The sequence below is a fragment of the Pseudomonas sp. P108 genome (genome assembly GCF_032613195.1).
Taxonomy (GTDB): Bacteria; Pseudomonadota; Gammaproteobacteria; order Pseudomonadales; family Pseudomonadaceae; genus Aquipseudomonas.
On sequence record NZ_CP126691.1, the window covers coordinates 5,122,278 to 5,137,097 of the forward strand.

A 14,820-nucleotide genomic window follows, 5' to 3' on the forward strand; every position below is an offset into this window, starting at 1 on the left:
GCCTTGGCTGTCCGCAAATATGCGCACATAGAGAGGAGCTTATCGCAGACGCGTTAGAACGTAGACTGAATTTTCAGGCCAGCGACCAATGCGTTATCGACTTCATCCACACCACCCGGGTGAGTGATGTACTGCAGGTTAGGACGCACGGTCAGCCAGTTGGTGACGTGGAAGCCGTAGTTGATCTCGTAGTTGTATTCGGTTTCACGAATCGGCGAGAACACCGGGTTGTCGTAGTCCGAAACACCGTTGGAAGCATTCAGCAGCTCGGCGTTTTTCTTCACGTCGTCGTTGACGTGGATACGCGCCGCGCCGATACCGACGTCATCCTTCGGACGCGCGTCAAACGGGCCTTTGTAGACAAACATCACCGACTGGTAGTTGTCGATGAAGTTGGTGTCCTTGTCGTGGAACGTGGCGTTGGCGGCGATGTTCAGACCGCGAGTCGCATCACCGTTATGGCTGGTGAGTTGCTGTTGCGCGACGAACCAGTAACCGCTTTTGCTGTTGTGAGACTTGTAGGCGTCGCCAGTGGTAGCCGCGTCGAAACCGTTGACGTCTTCACGTACGTCATCGGCATCGGCCGTGCTCTTGTAGTAACCGACGCGGTATTCGCCCGGCAGGCTGTTGACCTTCGGCGACCAGACCAGCTCGACCGGCAACACAGTACCTTTGGTGCCGCTGCCGCTGAGCTTGAAGCCGTTGCCGTGTTCCAGCTGCGACGGGTTCTGGTTGTACGCACCGATTTGCGCGTAGAGCTCGTCGTTGATGTTGTACTTCACACGGATCGCGGCCTGGCTGACGGGCCAGTTGTACCAGATGTTGGTCGCCCAGTTACCCACTTGCGAACCGCAGAACGCGAGGTTCTGGAAGTCGCACGGGAAGGTGTTGAAGTCTTCACCTTCACCGAAGTAACCGGCTTTGACGTCGAGCTTGTTGTCGAAGAACTGGTGCTGAATCCACAACTGGGTCAGACGCACCATGTGGCCACGACCGTAAACTTCTTGCGAGGAGCTCAAGGTGCCGGCACGCGGATCGCCAACGCGGTCGTTGGAGATGTTGTAGCCGTTACGGTTGGTCAGCTGGATCTTCGCCTGGGTGTTATCCCAGCCCCAGAGCTTTTGCAGATCGAGTGCCACGCCCAGACCGAACTGGTCGCTGTAACGTCCGGTCTTGTCATCGTTGTAGCCGCCGTGCAGGTTGGCGCCCATTTCCCCAACGTAGTCAGCCTTGATGTCGATACCCTGCTCGATCAGCTTGGTCCGCTCGCCACCCCAGTCGCCGGTCATCCATTTCGAGTCGGAGCTGAAGGCATCCGCCGCCATGGCGTTACCGGCCAGCACCAATGCCGCCGCAGCTGACACTTGGCAGATCAACCGGGCATTGACGTGTTTCTTTTTCATCCCTACATCCTCGTCTTTATTGTTATTAACTGTTTTTATCTAACGCGGTTTACATAAATTGCGATGGATTACAGGCAATCCACCGCGTGCTCCTTTGTGGGAGCGAGCCTGCTCGCGAATGCGGTGTATCAGGCGACATCAATGCTGGATGTCAGACCGCTTTCGCGAGCAGGCTCGCTCCCACATTTGTTCCTCAGCGGCCTTTGAATTGCGCCACGTTCGCAGACCGCGCATCGGCCTGTGGTTGCCCGGCAGTGCCGAGGCGTTCGCCGGTGTTGGCATCGAACAACAACACTTTCGACGGATCGAATTGCAGCGTCAGGTTCTCGCCCACTTGCGGCGCCACGTCCGGCGCCAGACGGCAGCAGACTTTGGTGTCATTCAGATTGACGAACACCAGGGTGTCCGGGCCAGTCGGCTCGGTGACTTGCACTTCGGCACGAATGCTCGGCAGGCCATTGCCCTCGCCGTTCGCCAGCACGATTTGCTCTGGGCGCAGGCCGAGGATCACTTCGCGATCTTCAAGGCCGGCGTCCTGCATGCTCATCGGCAACTCGCAACGCGCCTGACCGCTGTCGAGCAGCGCCAGCAGACGACCGTCCTTGCGTTGCAGACGCAGCGGGATGAAGTTCATCGGCGGCGAACCGATGAAGCTCGCCACAAACAGGTTGGCCGGGTCGTTGTAGATCTCTTTTGGCGTGCCGAACTGCTGAATGATGCCGTCCTTCATCACCGCAACCTTGTCGCCCAGGGTCATCGCTTCGATCTGGTCGTGGGTCACGTAGACCGTGGTGGTTTTCAGGCGCTGGTGCATCAGTTTCATTTCGGTGCGCATCTCGACGCGCAGCTTGGCATCGAGGTTGGACAGCGGTTCGTCGAACAGATAAATCTTCGGTCGACGCGCCAGTGCACGGCCCATCGCCACACGCTGTTGCTGACCACCGGAGAGCTGCCCCGGCTTGCGATTCAGCAGATGTTCGATCTGCAACAGCTTGGCCACGCGCGCGACTTCTTCGTCGATCGCCGACTGCGGCATCTTGCGGATCTTCAAGCCGAACTCGATGTTCTCGCGCACGCTCATAGTCGGGTACAGCGCGTAGGACTGGAACACCATGGCGATGTCGCGATCCTTCGGGCTCATGCCGCTGACGTCCTGATCACCGATCATGATCGCGCCGCCGGTGATGGTTTCCAGACCGGCGATGCAGTTCATCAGAGTCGACTTGCCGCAGCCCGACGGGCCGACGAGGATCAGGAACTCACCGTCCTTGATCGACAGTTCGATGTTCTTCAGGGTGTCCGGCAGGCCGGCACCGTAAGTCTTGTTGACGTTGCGAAGTTCGAGCGTTGCCATGATTACCCCTTGACTGCGCCGGCCGTCAGCCCGCGCACGAAATACTTGCCTGCGACCACATAGACCAGCAGGGTCGGCAGGCCGGCGATCATCGCCGCTGCCATATCAACGTTGTATTCCTTGGCGCCGGTGCTGGTGTTGACCAGGTTGTTCAACGCCACCGTGATCGGTTGCGAATCACCGCTAGAGAACACCACACCGAACAGGAAGTCGTTCCATATCTGAGTGAACTGCCAGATCAGGCAGACCATGATGATCGGCGTCGACATCGGCAGAATGATGCGGCGGAAAATCGTGAAGAAACCCGCGCCGTCGAGGCGTGCGGCTTTCACCAGCGCATCCGGAATGCTCACGTAGTAGTTACGGAAGAACAGCGTGGTGAACGCCAGGCCGTAAACCACGTGGATAAACACCAGACCGGTGGTGGTGCTCGCCAGGCCCATCTTGCCGAGGGTGAACGAGGCCGGCAGCAGCACGGTCTGGAACGGCAGGAAGCAGCCGAATAACAGCAGGCCGAAGAACAACTGCGAACCGCGGAAGCGCCAGAACGACAGCACGTAACCGTTCAACGCACCGATGGCGGTGGAGATAATTACCGCCGGAACGGTGATCTTGATCGAGTTCCAGAAGTAGCCGTCAACCGTGGCCCAGGCCTTGACCCAGCCGATGCCGCTGACCACGGTCGGCCAGCTCAGCAGATTGCCGGTGCTGATGTCTTCCGGGGTCTTGAAGCTGGTCAGCAACATGACCACCAGCGGCACCAGATAAAGCAGTACAGCGATGATCAGCACTGCGTAGATCGCGATGCGACTCAGGCTGATAGCAGGTTTGGCAGCGAGACTAGTCATTGCGCTTGGTCCTCAGCTCGGAATACAGGTAAGGCACGATGATCGCGAGGATCGCACCGAGCATCAGAATCGCACTGGCCGAGCCCATGCCCATCTGGCCGCGACTGAAGGTGAAGGAATACATGAACATCGCGGGCAGGTCGGAGGAATAACCCGGGCCACCGGCAGTCATCGCCGCGACCAGGTCGAAGCTCTTGATCGCGATGTGCGCCAGAATCATCACCGCACTGAAGAACACCGGACGCAGGCTTGGCAGCACCACTTTCCAGTAGATCGTCGGCATGCTCGCGCCGTCGATCTGCGCGGCACGGATGATCGATTGATCAACGCCACGCAGGCCGGCGAGGAACATCGCCATGATGAAGCCCGAGGCTTGCCAGACAGCGGCGATCACCAGGCAATAGACCACGCGATCCGGGTCGATCAGCCAGTCGAGACGGAAGCCTTCCCAGCCCCAGTCACGCAACAATTTGTCCAGGCCCATGCCCGGGTTGAGCAGCCATTTCCACGCGGTACCGGTGACGATCATCGAGAGCGCCATCGGGTACAGGTAAATGGTGCGGATAAAGCCTTCACGACGGATGCGCTGATCGAGGAACACCGCCAGCAACACGCCAATCACCAAGGTGATGCCGATGAACATGCCGCCGAACACCGCGAGGTTTTTGCTCGCGACCCACCAGCGGTCGTTGTCGAACAACCGCGCGTATTGCGCCAGACCGGCCCACTTGTAGTTGGGCAGGAAGGTCGAGGTGGTGAACGACAGCACGAATGTCCACAGGATGTAGCCATAGAAGCCCACCAGCACGATGAACATGCTCGGCGCCAGCACCAGTTTTGGTAGCCAGCGCTGCAATGCATCGAACGGCGAGGCCTTGCTGAACACAGCAACAGAACTCATGGGGAAATCCAGTACAGGGAATAAAAACTACAGTGAGATCCCTTGTGGGAGCGAGCCTGCTCGCGAATGCGGTGTGTCAGTCGACGGATGGAGCAACTGACACAACGCCTTCGCGAGCAGGCTCGCTCCCACAGGAGAAGCCTGTGCTACCGACGCTTATTTGGACGACTTGATCGCAGCACCAAGTTTCTTGGCGGTGTCGGCCGGGTCGGCTTTCGGGTCGTTGATGTAGTTGGTCACGACATCAAAGAACGCGCCTTGCACCGCCAGCGTGGTCGCCATGTTGTGCGCCATGCTTGGTTGCAGGCCACCGGATTTGGCGTCCGCCAGGAAGTCCTTGGCAGCAGTCTGGGCGCAGGAGTCGAAGCCGAGTTTCTCCATGTCGTTCAACATGTCGTTGCGCACCGGGATCGAGCCTTTGTTGATGCTGAAGACTTTCTGGAAGTTTTCACCCAGCACGACTTTGGCGATGTCCTGCTGACCGGCCGCAGTGCCTGCGTCCTTCTGCTTGAACACGGCCAGCGAGTCGATGTTGTAGGTGAACGCCTTGTCGGTGCCCGGGAAGGCTACGCACTCGTAGTCCTTGCCAGCGACTTTCTTGGCCGCGGTCCATTCGGACTTGGCCCAGTCACCCATGATCTGCATGCCGGCCTTGCCGTTGATGACTTTGGCCGCTTCGAGGTTCCAGTCTTGACCTTTGCCGTCGGCGTCCATGTAGGTCGCGACTTTCTTCAGCTCGGTCAGCGCCTTGACCATTTCCGGGCCGGTCAGCGCGGCGTTGTCCAGGTCAACCAGGGCTTTCTTGTAACCATCGACACCCATGACCGAAAGCACTACAGCTTCAAACACGGTGCTGTCCTGCCAAGGCTGACCGCCGTGAGCCAGCGGAATGAAGCCCGCAGCTTTCAACTTGTCGCCAGCGGCATAGAATTCTTCGAGGGTGGTCGGGTTCTTGGTGATCCCGGCTTTCTTGAACACTTGCGGGTTGATCCACAGCCAGTTCACGCGGTGAATGTTCACCGGCACGGCCACGTAATCACCGTCGTACTTCACGGTATCGGAGACTTTCTTGTCGAGCAGGCTGTCCCACTTTTCCGACTTGGCGACGTCTTTCAGCACGTCGGTGTCGAGCAGGCCAGTGGATGCCCACTCCTGAATGTCCGGGCCTTTGATCTGGGCTACGCCAGGCGGGTTGCCGGCAACGGCACGGCTTTTCAGCACGGTCATGGCAGTCGCACCGCCACCGCCGGCGACAGCGCCGTCTTTCCAGGTGAAACCGTCTTTTTCGACTTGCGCCTTGAGCACATCAACAGCGGCTTTTTCGCCACCGGACGTCCACCAGTGCACGACTTCGACCGAACCTTTGGATTCGGCAGCGGAAACACTGAGAGGCAGAATTGCGAGCGGGAACAGGGAGGCGACAGAAATGACAGTAGCGAGGCGAGAAATCGCATTCATCTGAGATGTACCTTTCTTGTTGTTATGCATGCAAGTCTGGTGCTTGCGCTGCACAGGAGTTTAAACAGGACGTTTCCCCTCGCAGGTAACGAAGGGACGCGCGAATGTCACCACATGGTTACACAGGACTGCTCTGGGATAACTGTGCCAGCGCAGTCGCCATACTGGGTGACAAGGGTAGACGAGGGATCAGCACCGCCTGCCAGGCGTGATACAGATCGGGTTTGCCCGGCCAAATATCGGCGCTGGGGATGTTTTGCGGGTTGAGTTCGTGGTGCCAGCTGCCGTCGCAACGGTCGATGAAATTCATCTCGCAGAATTCCCAGAACAGTCGGTACCAGCTTTCGTATTGCGCATCGCCGCTGCGTTTAAGCAAGGCGCTCGCAGCGGCGCTGGCTTCGGCGTGCGTCCAGTGCAAACGATGACGGACCACGGCTTTGTTGTCCCAGTCGAGGGTGTAGACGATGCCCGGCAAACCATCGACGTTCCAGCCGTTGCGGCAGTTGTTCTCGAACAGTTTCTGCGCGTCGGTCGCGAGCCAACCCGGCGTGAGCATGCCAGCCTGAACCCGCGCAGCTTCGAGGTGCAGCAACAGCCGCGCCCACTCGAAACCGTGGCCCGGTGTGGTGCCGTAAGGGCGGAAACCGTCAGCGGGATTGTCGTGGTTGTATTCACGCAGCGGCTGCCAGTCACGGTCGAAGTGCTCGATGACCATGTAACCGTTGCCGGCGGCGTGACCGTGGATCACCCGCTCGACGATGCGTTGCGCACGCACCAGCCAGCGCGGATCTTCGGTGACATCAGCAAGAGCGAGGAACGCTTCGGTCGCGTGCATGTTGCTGTTGGCGCCGCGATAGGCTTCTTCTTCGCTCCAGTCGCGATTGAAGAATTCGCGCATGGCGCCCTCTTCTTCGCTCCAGAAATACGTGTCGATGATGTCGATGGCGTCATCCAGCAAGGCTTGCGCGCCGGGACGCTGCGCGACTACAGCGGAGCTGGCGGCCAGTGCGACAAACGCATGCAGGTAGGCGTTCTTGCCGGTGTTGTCGTCGCGGTGTTCGGCGACGGCAAACCAGCCACCGTGCAAGGCATCGCGCAATGGCCCGCGCAGGGCGGCAATGCCATGATCGACCAGTTCGGCAAAACCCGGCAGGCCCTGAATGTGGGCCATGGCGAAGCTGTGGGTCATGCGCGCGGTGTTCATGGTTTCGGCTTGGACGTTCGCCGGCAGGCAGCCGCGTTCGTCGAGGTTGCCGAAACCTTCGGGCAGTTTTGCAGCCTTGGCGAAATCCAGCAGGCGCAGGCCTTCGGCGGCGAGCCATTGCTGGTGGGCAGGGGCGTTCAGCCAACTGCTGAAGCCTGGGTGGAAGAGATCCATGGGTGGCCTTTTTTGTTGTTATGACTGCGGGGAGTCTAAACAACGGGTCGGGGTGGGCTTGTAACGAAGGGGGCGGGGTTTGTCACCAGGTCGTGACAAAACAGCGGCCCTCACCCCAGCCCTCTCCCAGAGGTAGAGGGGGCCGACCGAGTGGTGCTGAGTTATCCGCCGACCTGACACATCGAGTCGATTATGGATTCGCTACCGGACTTCCAGGTCGGCGTATCTCTGCAGCATCCCCCGATCAGTCCCCTCTCCCCCCGGGAGAGGGCTAGGGTGAGGGAAAGCTTTTGACTCAATCCGCCGAACGCGGCAATTGCAGGGTCACCCGCAACCCACCCTCACGCAGATTCTGCAACGTCACTTCCCCACCATGGCTGTGGGCAATATTGCGCGCGATGCCCAACCCCAAGCCATACCCCTGCTGCTGCCCCGCCAGCCTGAAGTGCGGCTCGAACACCTGCTCCAAGCGCTGCTCCGGCACGCCCGGCCCTTCATCATCAACGTGCAACACAAACGCGCTGTCATCGTCATCAATGTGCAGATGCGCGTTCTGCCCATACTTCAAGGCGTTGTCGATCAGATTGCCGATGCAGCGTTTCAACGCCAAAGGCTTACCCGGATACGCCGCCAGCGCGCGACCGTGTTGAGTCACGCGACCATTGCCGTTCGGCGCCAGATAGGGCTCGACCAGACAATCAAGCACGTGATTGAGATCCACCGGCTCGATGTTCTCGTGGATGTCAGTGTCTTTCACACACTGCAGCGCACCTTTGACCAGCAGTTCCAGCTCATCCAGATCACGGCCGAACTTGGCTTGCAGCTTTTCGTCTTCGAGCAATTCGACACGCAAACGCAAACGGGTAATAGGCGTACGCAGGTCATGGGAGATCGCGCTGAACAACTGGCTGCGTTCAGTCAGGTAACGGCTGATGCGTTCGCGCATGGTGTTGAACGCACGCCCCACTTCGACCACCTCACTGCCGCCGCCCTCGGCCACCGGCTCGACGTCGGCGCCCAGCGACAAATCACGCGCTGCCCGCGCCAGACGCTTGAGCGGCCGGCTCTGCCAGTGCACCAGCAGACCGATGAACAGCAGCAGGAATCCGCTGGTGAGAACGATGAACCACACCTGTTGCGAGGGCAGGCCTTGCTCTTCAAGGCTGGTGTACGGCTCCGGCAACAGTGAGGCGATGTACAGCCATTCGCCCGGGGCCATTTGAATCTGCGTGACCAGCACGGGTGGGTTTACCGGTTCCAGAGTCAGCGCGTAATGCGCCCAGGAACGTGGCAATTCATCGAGTTTCAGCCCGGCGTTGAAGATCCGCAGATCTTCGGGGCTGACAAAGGTCACCGAGATATCGGTGTCATGGCCCAACGTCTGCCGCAGCACTTCGTCGACCGCTTTCATCACCGCCGCTTTACGCGGCGTGACCGGCAGCACATCCATGCCCAGCGGTTTGTCGTTGAGCGTCACGACGAATCGGGTACCACCCATGCTACGCAATTGGTCGAGCACCAGGGGCCGATAAGCCACCGGCAACGAGCGGAAGTAACTGACGCTGGCAGTCATCGAATGGGCGAGGCTGCGGGCGCTGGTGACCAGGCCTTCGAGCTGCGTGGCGCGCAATTGCGAGACCCAGATCACGCTCGACAATGTTTGCGCGAACAGCACCGCCAGCAAGGTCAGCAACAACATCCGCCCAAGCAGCGAACGCGGCACCGGCACCTTGGCGGCGAGTTTACGCAGCGAATCAGTGACCATTGCTGGCAACCACATTGGCTGCCAGTTGGTAGCCGCTGCCGCGTACAGTGCGGATCAGTCGTGGCGGTTTTTCCGTGTCGCGCAGGCGCTGGCGCAAACGGCTGACGGCCATGTCGACGATGCGATCGAGCGGCATCAGGTCGCGGCCCCGGGTGGCGTTGCCGATGGTGTCGCGGTCGAGGATTTCCTGCGGATGATCGAGGAACAGTTTCAGCAGGGCGAAGTCGGCACCGGAGAGAATCACTTCCTCGCCGTCGGTGTGAAACAACCGATGGCTGACCATGTCCAGCCGCCACTCGTCGAAGGCCAGCACGTCACTGCCGCTGCGCTCCTGGCCGAATTGCGCACGCCGCAGCAAAGCCTTGATGCGCGCTTGCAGTTCACGCGGGCTGAAGGGTTTGCCGAGGTAGTCGTCGGCGCCGAGTTCCAGACCGATCACGCGGTCGGCTTCGTCGGAACTGGCGGTGAGCATGATGATCGGCACCTGCGCCTGACGCGGATGCTGACGCACCCAACGGCACAGGCTGAAGCCGTCTTCGTCGGGCAGCATGACATCGAGGATCACCAGATCGCTCGGCGCCTCGTTGAGGGCCTGGCGGAAACTGGCACCGTCGGCGGTGGCCCGTACCTGAAACCCGGCGCGGGTCAGGTAGGTTTCCAGCAACTCGCGTATTTCCTGGTCGTCATCGACCAACAATATCGACTTGTTGACTGAGCTCACTTCGAAGGCATCCTTGTTGTTGGAATTGGGGCGGATTATGCCTTAAGCACTGATTTTACAAACACCACAAAACAACTGTAGGAGTGAGCCTGCTCGCGATAACGGTTTGTCAGTCAACGAATGTGTTGAATCCAAGACAGCTATCGCGAGCAGGCTCACTCCTACAGTTTGATTGCATTTCAGGTCGGGATTGATTGGTCCAGGGCTACGCCAGCGCCGACAAGGCCGGAATACGGCGCTGTCACCAGCCACACCGGAATGCCTTTGAAGTAATCGCTCATGCACCCTTTGTCAGCGAAGCTGCGGGCGAAACCGCTTTCGAGGAAGAAATCGGCAAATCGCGGAATCACACCGCCGACGATGTAAACCCCACCCCGTCCGCCCGTGGTCAGAACGTTGTTGCCGGCGACACGGCCGAGCCAGCAGCAGAACTGCTCGAGCACTTCCAGCGCGATCGGATCGCCCGCCAGACCAGCTGCGGTGATCGCTTCCGGCGTGTCGAGTGTCGGCTCATGCCCATCGACTGCGCAGATCGCCCGGTAAACCCGTGGCAAGCCACCACCGCTCAACGCGGTTTCCGCGCTGACATGGCCAATCTCGTTGTGGATGTGCTGCCACAACTGGGTTTCACGCGGGCTGCTCAGCGGCAGATCAACGTGACCGCCCTCGCCCGGCAACGCCGCGAAACGGCCTGCACCGAGGTCGAGCAAGGTGCCGACGCCCAGGCCAGTGCCCGGGCCGATCACCACCGCCGGACGCAACGGCTCAGGCGTGCCTTCGCAGACCACGCGAAATTCGCCCGGCTGCAAACGGGTCATGCCCAGCGCCATCGCCGAGAAGTCGTTGACCAGCAACAACTGCTCGACCTGCAAGGTTTTGCAGAACGCGGTGCGACTCAGGCGCCAGTGGTTGTTGGTGAATTTGAATTCATCACCACTGACCGGGCCGGCCACCGACAGGCACACCGAACCGATCGAACCCGGCGCCAGACCGAGCCCGCTCAGGTACAGGCTGATCGCCTCTTCCGGGCTGGCGTGGTCGGCCGTGGCCAGCACCTGAACCGATTGCAGTTGCTGGTTTTTCCACAACGCAAACCGCGCGTTGGTGCCTCCGATGTCACCGACCAAAGCCAGTTTCAATTAAGCGTCTCCAGGGCAGAAGTGAAGGCGCTGGCGCCCTGCTCCGCCGAGCTGAAGGCCATGCGCATGAAGCCGAACAGTTCGCGACCGCTGCCGATGTTGTTGCCCAACAGGCCTTTGGCGGGTTCGCGCGCTGCAAATTCTGCGGCGTCGACTTTAAGTTCCAAAGTGCCTTTGACGCCATCGACGCGGATGATATCGCCCTCTTGCACGCGCGCCAAAGCACCACCGACATAAGCTTCGGGGCTGACGTGAATCGCTGCGGGGATTTTCCCCGAGGCGCCGGACATCCGCCCGTCAGTCACCAATGCCACTTTGAAGCCGCGATCCTGTAGCACGCCGAGGAACGGCGTCATTTTGTGCAGCTCCGGCATGCCGTTGGAGCGCGGGCCCTGGAAACGCATTACCGCGACGAAATCTTTTTCCAGCAGACCGGCCTTGAACGCATCGGCCAGATCCTGCTGATCCTGGAACACCATCGCCGGCGCTTCGACGATCTGGTTCTCCAGGGCGACGGCGGACACCTTCATCACACCGCGACCGAGGTTGCCTTCCATCACGCGCAAACCACCCTCTGCCGAGAACGCACGAGCGACCGGGCGCAGGATGTTTTCGTCGAGGCTGTCGACCGGACCTTCACGCCAGACCAGTTCGCCGTTATCAAGGAACGGCTCTTTGGTGTACTTACTCAAACCGTGGCCGAGCACGGTGTTGACGTCTTCGTGCAGCAGGCCGGCGCCAAGCAGTTCACGGATCAGGAACGACATGCCGCCCGCTGCCTGGAAGTGGTTGATGTCGGCTTTGCCGTTCGGGTAGACGTGGCTCAGGGTCGGCACGACTTCGGAGAGGTCGGCCATGTCTTGCCAGGTCAGTTGAATGCCCGCCGCCATGGCGATCGCCGGCATGTGCAGGGTGTGGTTGGTCGAGCCGCCGGTGGCGTGCAGCGCAACGATGGAGTTGACCAGCGACTTCTCGTCGACGATTTCGCCGATCGGCATGAAGTTGCCATTTTGTTTGGTCAGGCGCGTCACTTGATGCGCGGCTTCGCGGGTCAGCGCGTCACGCAGCGGCGTGTTCGGGTTGACGAACGAGGCGCCCGGCAAGTGCAGGCCCATGACTTCCATCAGCAACTGGTTGGTGTTGGCGGTGCCGTAGAAGGTGCAGGTGCCCGGGCTGTGGTAGGACTTCATCTCCGATTCCAGCAGCTCTTCGCGGGTGGCTTTGCCTTCGGCGTACTTCTGGCGCACGTCGGCTTTTTCCTTGTTGGAAATCCCCGAGACCATCGGCCCGCCCGGGACGAAAATCGTCGGTAGGTGACCAAAGCGCAGCGAGCCCATCATCAGGCCCGGGACGATCTTGTCGCAGATACCCAGCATCAGCGCGCCGTCGAACATGTTGTGCGACAGAGCCACCGCCGTCGACATGGCAATCACTTCGCGGCTCGGCAGGCTCAGTTCCATGCCTGGCTCACCTTGGGTGACGCCGTCGCACATGGCTGGCGTACCGCCGGCGAACTGGCCGACCGAGCCGATTTCGCGCAGGGCGTTCTTGATCTGTTCCGGGAACACTTCATACGGCTGATGCGCCGAGAGCATGTCGTTATACGAAGAAACAATGGCGATGTTCGCCGAGTTCATCATCCGCAGGCTGTGCTTGTCTTCGCTGCCGCAACCGGCCACGCCATGGGCGAAGTTGGCGCATTGCAGCTTGCCGCGCATCGGCCCGTCGGTGGCGGCGCCGCGAATCAGTGCAAGGTAAGCCTGACGCGTGGCGCGGCTGCGGGCGATAAGCCGTTCGGTGACCTCAAGAACGCGGGGATGCATGTGTAGAACTCCAGGCTAACGGATGTGGCGACCTGATTGTCTATGCTGATCAAACGCCGTTGTTGTTGGAATGACAGACGGCTTTTTTGACCATTCGGACCAGTTGATTCAGGTCACTCGTTGTAGATAAAACAAAATATTGCCACTAAAAAGGCTTGTTTTCTATTTTTATGCGAATAATCTTGTAATTCCAACAACAAAACGACGGCGGCGCTGTTCCATGACTCTTCGAATCGCAATCAATGGTTTTGGCCGCATCGGCCGTAATGTCCTGCGCGCACTGTATACCCAAGGCTATCGACAGGATTTGCAGATCGTCGCCATCAACGATCTCGGCGACAGCTCGATCAATGCCCATCTGCTCAAATACGACACCGTTCACGGCACGTTCGACGCGCAAGTCGAGCATGACGACGAAAGTCTGACCGTCAACGGCGACCGCATTGCGGTCAGCGCGATTCGCAACCCGGCCGAACTGCCATGGGCGGCGGAAAAGATTGATGTGGTGTTCGAATGCACCGGTCTCTTCACCGACCGCGCCAAAGCCGCCGCGCATATTACTGCCGGCGCGCGCAAAGTGATCATCTCCGCCCCGGCCAAAGGTGCCGACGCCACTGTTGTCTATGGTGTGAACCACGACATTCTGCGCCAGTCGCACCAGATCATCTCCAACGCTTCGTGCACCACCAACTGCCTGGCGCCGGTGGCGCAGGTGCTGCACCGCGAGCTGGGGATCGAAAGCGGCCTGATGACCACGATCCATGCCTACACCAACGATCAGAATCTGACTGACGTTTATCACACCGACCCGTACCGCGCGCGTTCGGCCACGCAGAACATGATCCCGAGCAAGACCGGCGCCGCTGAAGCGGTGGGCCTGGTGTTGCCGGAACTGGCCGGCAAACTGACCGGCATGGCCGTGCGCGTGCCGGTGATCAATGTGTCGCTGGTGGACCTGACCGTACAACTGAAGAAAGAAGCCAGCGCCGAAGAAGTCAACGCGCTGATGAAAGCCGCCAGTCAGCATTCGAAGATTCTCGGCTTCAATACCCTGCCGCTGGTGTCGAGCGACTTCAACCATAACCCGCTGTCGTCGATCTTCGACGCCAACCACACCAAATCCAGCGGCAAACTGCTGAAAGTGCTGGCCTGGTATGACAACGAGTGGGGTTTCTCGAACCGCATGCTGGATAACTGCCTGGCGTTGTGTAACGCGGAGTAATCTCAGGTTATCCCCTGCCCCTGTGGGAGCGAGCCTGCTCGCGAATACGATGTGTCATTCAATATTTATGTTGGCTGGTACACCGCTTTCGCGAGCAGGCTCGCTCCCACAGTTTTTTGCGCAGCTTTCAAAATCAGGGCTTGACCATTCGACTAGATGATAAGCATTATCATTCGCTGAAATCGATCAGGTCCTCCCGTGAGTCAATCGCGCTTCAACCACGTCTTCCTCACCCAGCGCACATCCTTGCTGCGCACGCTGGAACGCATGGTCAACAATCACAGTACCGCAGAAGACCTGTTGCAGGAGACCTACCTGCGCGTGACGCGGGCGTTGAGCGAGCGGGCCATCGATCACCTCGAACCTTTTGTCTTCCAGACCGCGCGCAATCTGGCGCTGGATCATTTGCGCGCGCGCAAGATCCATTCGCGAACCATGGTCGATGATGTGCCGCAGGATGTCGTGCACAGCGTCGCCGCCCCCGCCAGCAGCGCCGAAGACGCCGCCCACGCCGAACAGATGCTGGAGCGCCTGAACGTGAGCCTCAGTCAACTCAGCCCGCGCCAGCAGCAGATTTTCATCCTCAGCCGTTTGCACGGGAACAGCTATCAGGAAATAGCCGATGAGCTGAACGTTTCCCTCAGCACCGTGCAGAAAGAATTGAAGCTGATCATGTCCATTTGCATCGGTGTCGCTGAACGTCTGAATGGCGACTGAGGTCGTAGGCCTTTTCTGTAAGTGCCAGGATCGACTGCACGGATCATCGGGCTTTGTTACCCTTGCCCGACTTTTACGCTTCACTTGAAAA

At 59.7% G+C, this 14,820-nt stretch carries 12 protein-coding genes; 2 read left to right on the forward strand and 10 right to left on the reverse strand.

Annotation, left to right across the window (positions count from 1 at the left end; all coding sequences use genetic code 11):
* Window positions 1-53: 53 nt before the first annotated feature.
* From QOM10_RS22575 to edd, 10 genes are all read right to left on the reverse strand, one after another.
* Window positions 54-1,403, reverse strand: a complete 1,350-nt coding sequence (locus QOM10_RS22575) for a carbohydrate porin (RefSeq protein WP_127929493.1) — start codon at window positions 1,401-1,403, stop codon at window positions 54-56.
* 193 nt (window positions 1,404-1,596) lie between these two features.
* Window positions 1,597-2,757, reverse strand: coding sequence for a sn-glycerol-3-phosphate ABC transporter ATP-binding protein UgpC (locus QOM10_RS22580; RefSeq protein ID WP_316916967.1), 1,161 nt, complete (start codon window positions 2,755-2,757; stop codon window positions 1,597-1,599).
* A 2-nt stretch (window positions 2,758-2,759) separates the two neighbouring features.
* Window positions 2,760-3,605: a carbohydrate ABC transporter permease gene (locus tag QOM10_RS22585; RefSeq protein ID WP_093430462.1), complete on the reverse strand. Its 846-nt coding sequence runs from the start codon at window positions 3,603-3,605 to the stop codon at window positions 2,760-2,762.
* Window positions 3,598-4,506 carry a carbohydrate ABC transporter permease gene (locus QOM10_RS22590; RefSeq protein WP_007917874.1) on the reverse strand — a complete coding sequence of 303 codons (909 nt, stop codon included), beginning with the start codon at window positions 4,504-4,506 and terminating at the stop codon, window positions 3,598-3,600. Before QOM10_RS22590 ends, QOM10_RS22585 begins: the two co-directional genes overlap by 8 nt.
* Window positions 4,507-4,662: 156 nt before the next feature.
* A complete protein-coding gene (locus QOM10_RS22595; protein ID WP_127929495.1) occupies window positions 4,663-5,964 on the reverse strand; it encodes an ABC transporter substrate-binding protein in 1,302 nt (433 codons plus the stop codon).
* Window positions 5,965-6,082: 118 nt separating this feature from the next.
* The gene (locus QOM10_RS22600; protein ID WP_316916968.1) at window positions 6,083-7,342 is read right to left on the reverse strand and encodes an AGE family epimerase/isomerase; all 1,260 of its coding nucleotides are present in this window, start codon (window positions 7,340-7,342) and stop codon (window positions 6,083-6,085) included.
* Window positions 7,343-7,637: 295 nt separating this feature from the next.
* Window positions 7,638-9,107 carry an ATP-binding protein gene (locus tag QOM10_RS22605; RefSeq protein WP_095121285.1) on the reverse strand — a complete coding sequence of 490 codons (1,470 nt, stop codon included), beginning with the start codon at window positions 9,105-9,107 and terminating at the stop codon, window positions 7,638-7,640.
* Window positions 9,097-9,828, reverse strand: coding sequence for a response regulator (locus QOM10_RS22610; RefSeq protein WP_102900192.1), 732 nt, complete (start codon window positions 9,826-9,828; stop codon window positions 9,097-9,099). The genes QOM10_RS22605 and QOM10_RS22610 overlap by 11 nt, the downstream gene beginning before the upstream one ends.
* A gap of 179 nt (window positions 9,829-10,007) precedes the next feature.
* A complete protein-coding gene (locus QOM10_RS22615; RefSeq protein ID WP_316916969.1) occupies window positions 10,008-10,967 on the reverse strand; it encodes a glucokinase in 960 nt (319 codons plus the stop codon).
* A complete protein-coding gene (gene edd / locus QOM10_RS22620; protein ID WP_095112266.1) occupies window positions 10,964-12,790 on the reverse strand; it encodes a phosphogluconate dehydratase in 1,827 nt (608 codons plus the stop codon). Before edd ends, QOM10_RS22615 begins: the two co-directional genes overlap by 4 nt.
* A gap of 220 nt (window positions 12,791-13,010) precedes the next feature.
* Here edd and gap point away from each other — a divergent pair, with 220 nt between their 5' ends.
* On the forward strand, window positions 13,011-14,012 hold the full coding sequence (gene gap / locus QOM10_RS22625) for a type I glyceraldehyde-3-phosphate dehydrogenase (RefSeq protein WP_316916970.1): 1,002 nt from the start codon (window positions 13,011-13,013) through the stop codon (window positions 14,010-14,012).
* A gap of 198 nt (window positions 14,013-14,210) precedes the next feature.
* A complete protein-coding gene (locus QOM10_RS22630; RefSeq protein WP_093430467.1) occupies window positions 14,211-14,729 on the forward strand; it encodes an RNA polymerase sigma factor in 519 nt (172 codons plus the stop codon).
* The last annotated feature ends 91 nt before the right edge of the window (window positions 14,730-14,820 follow it).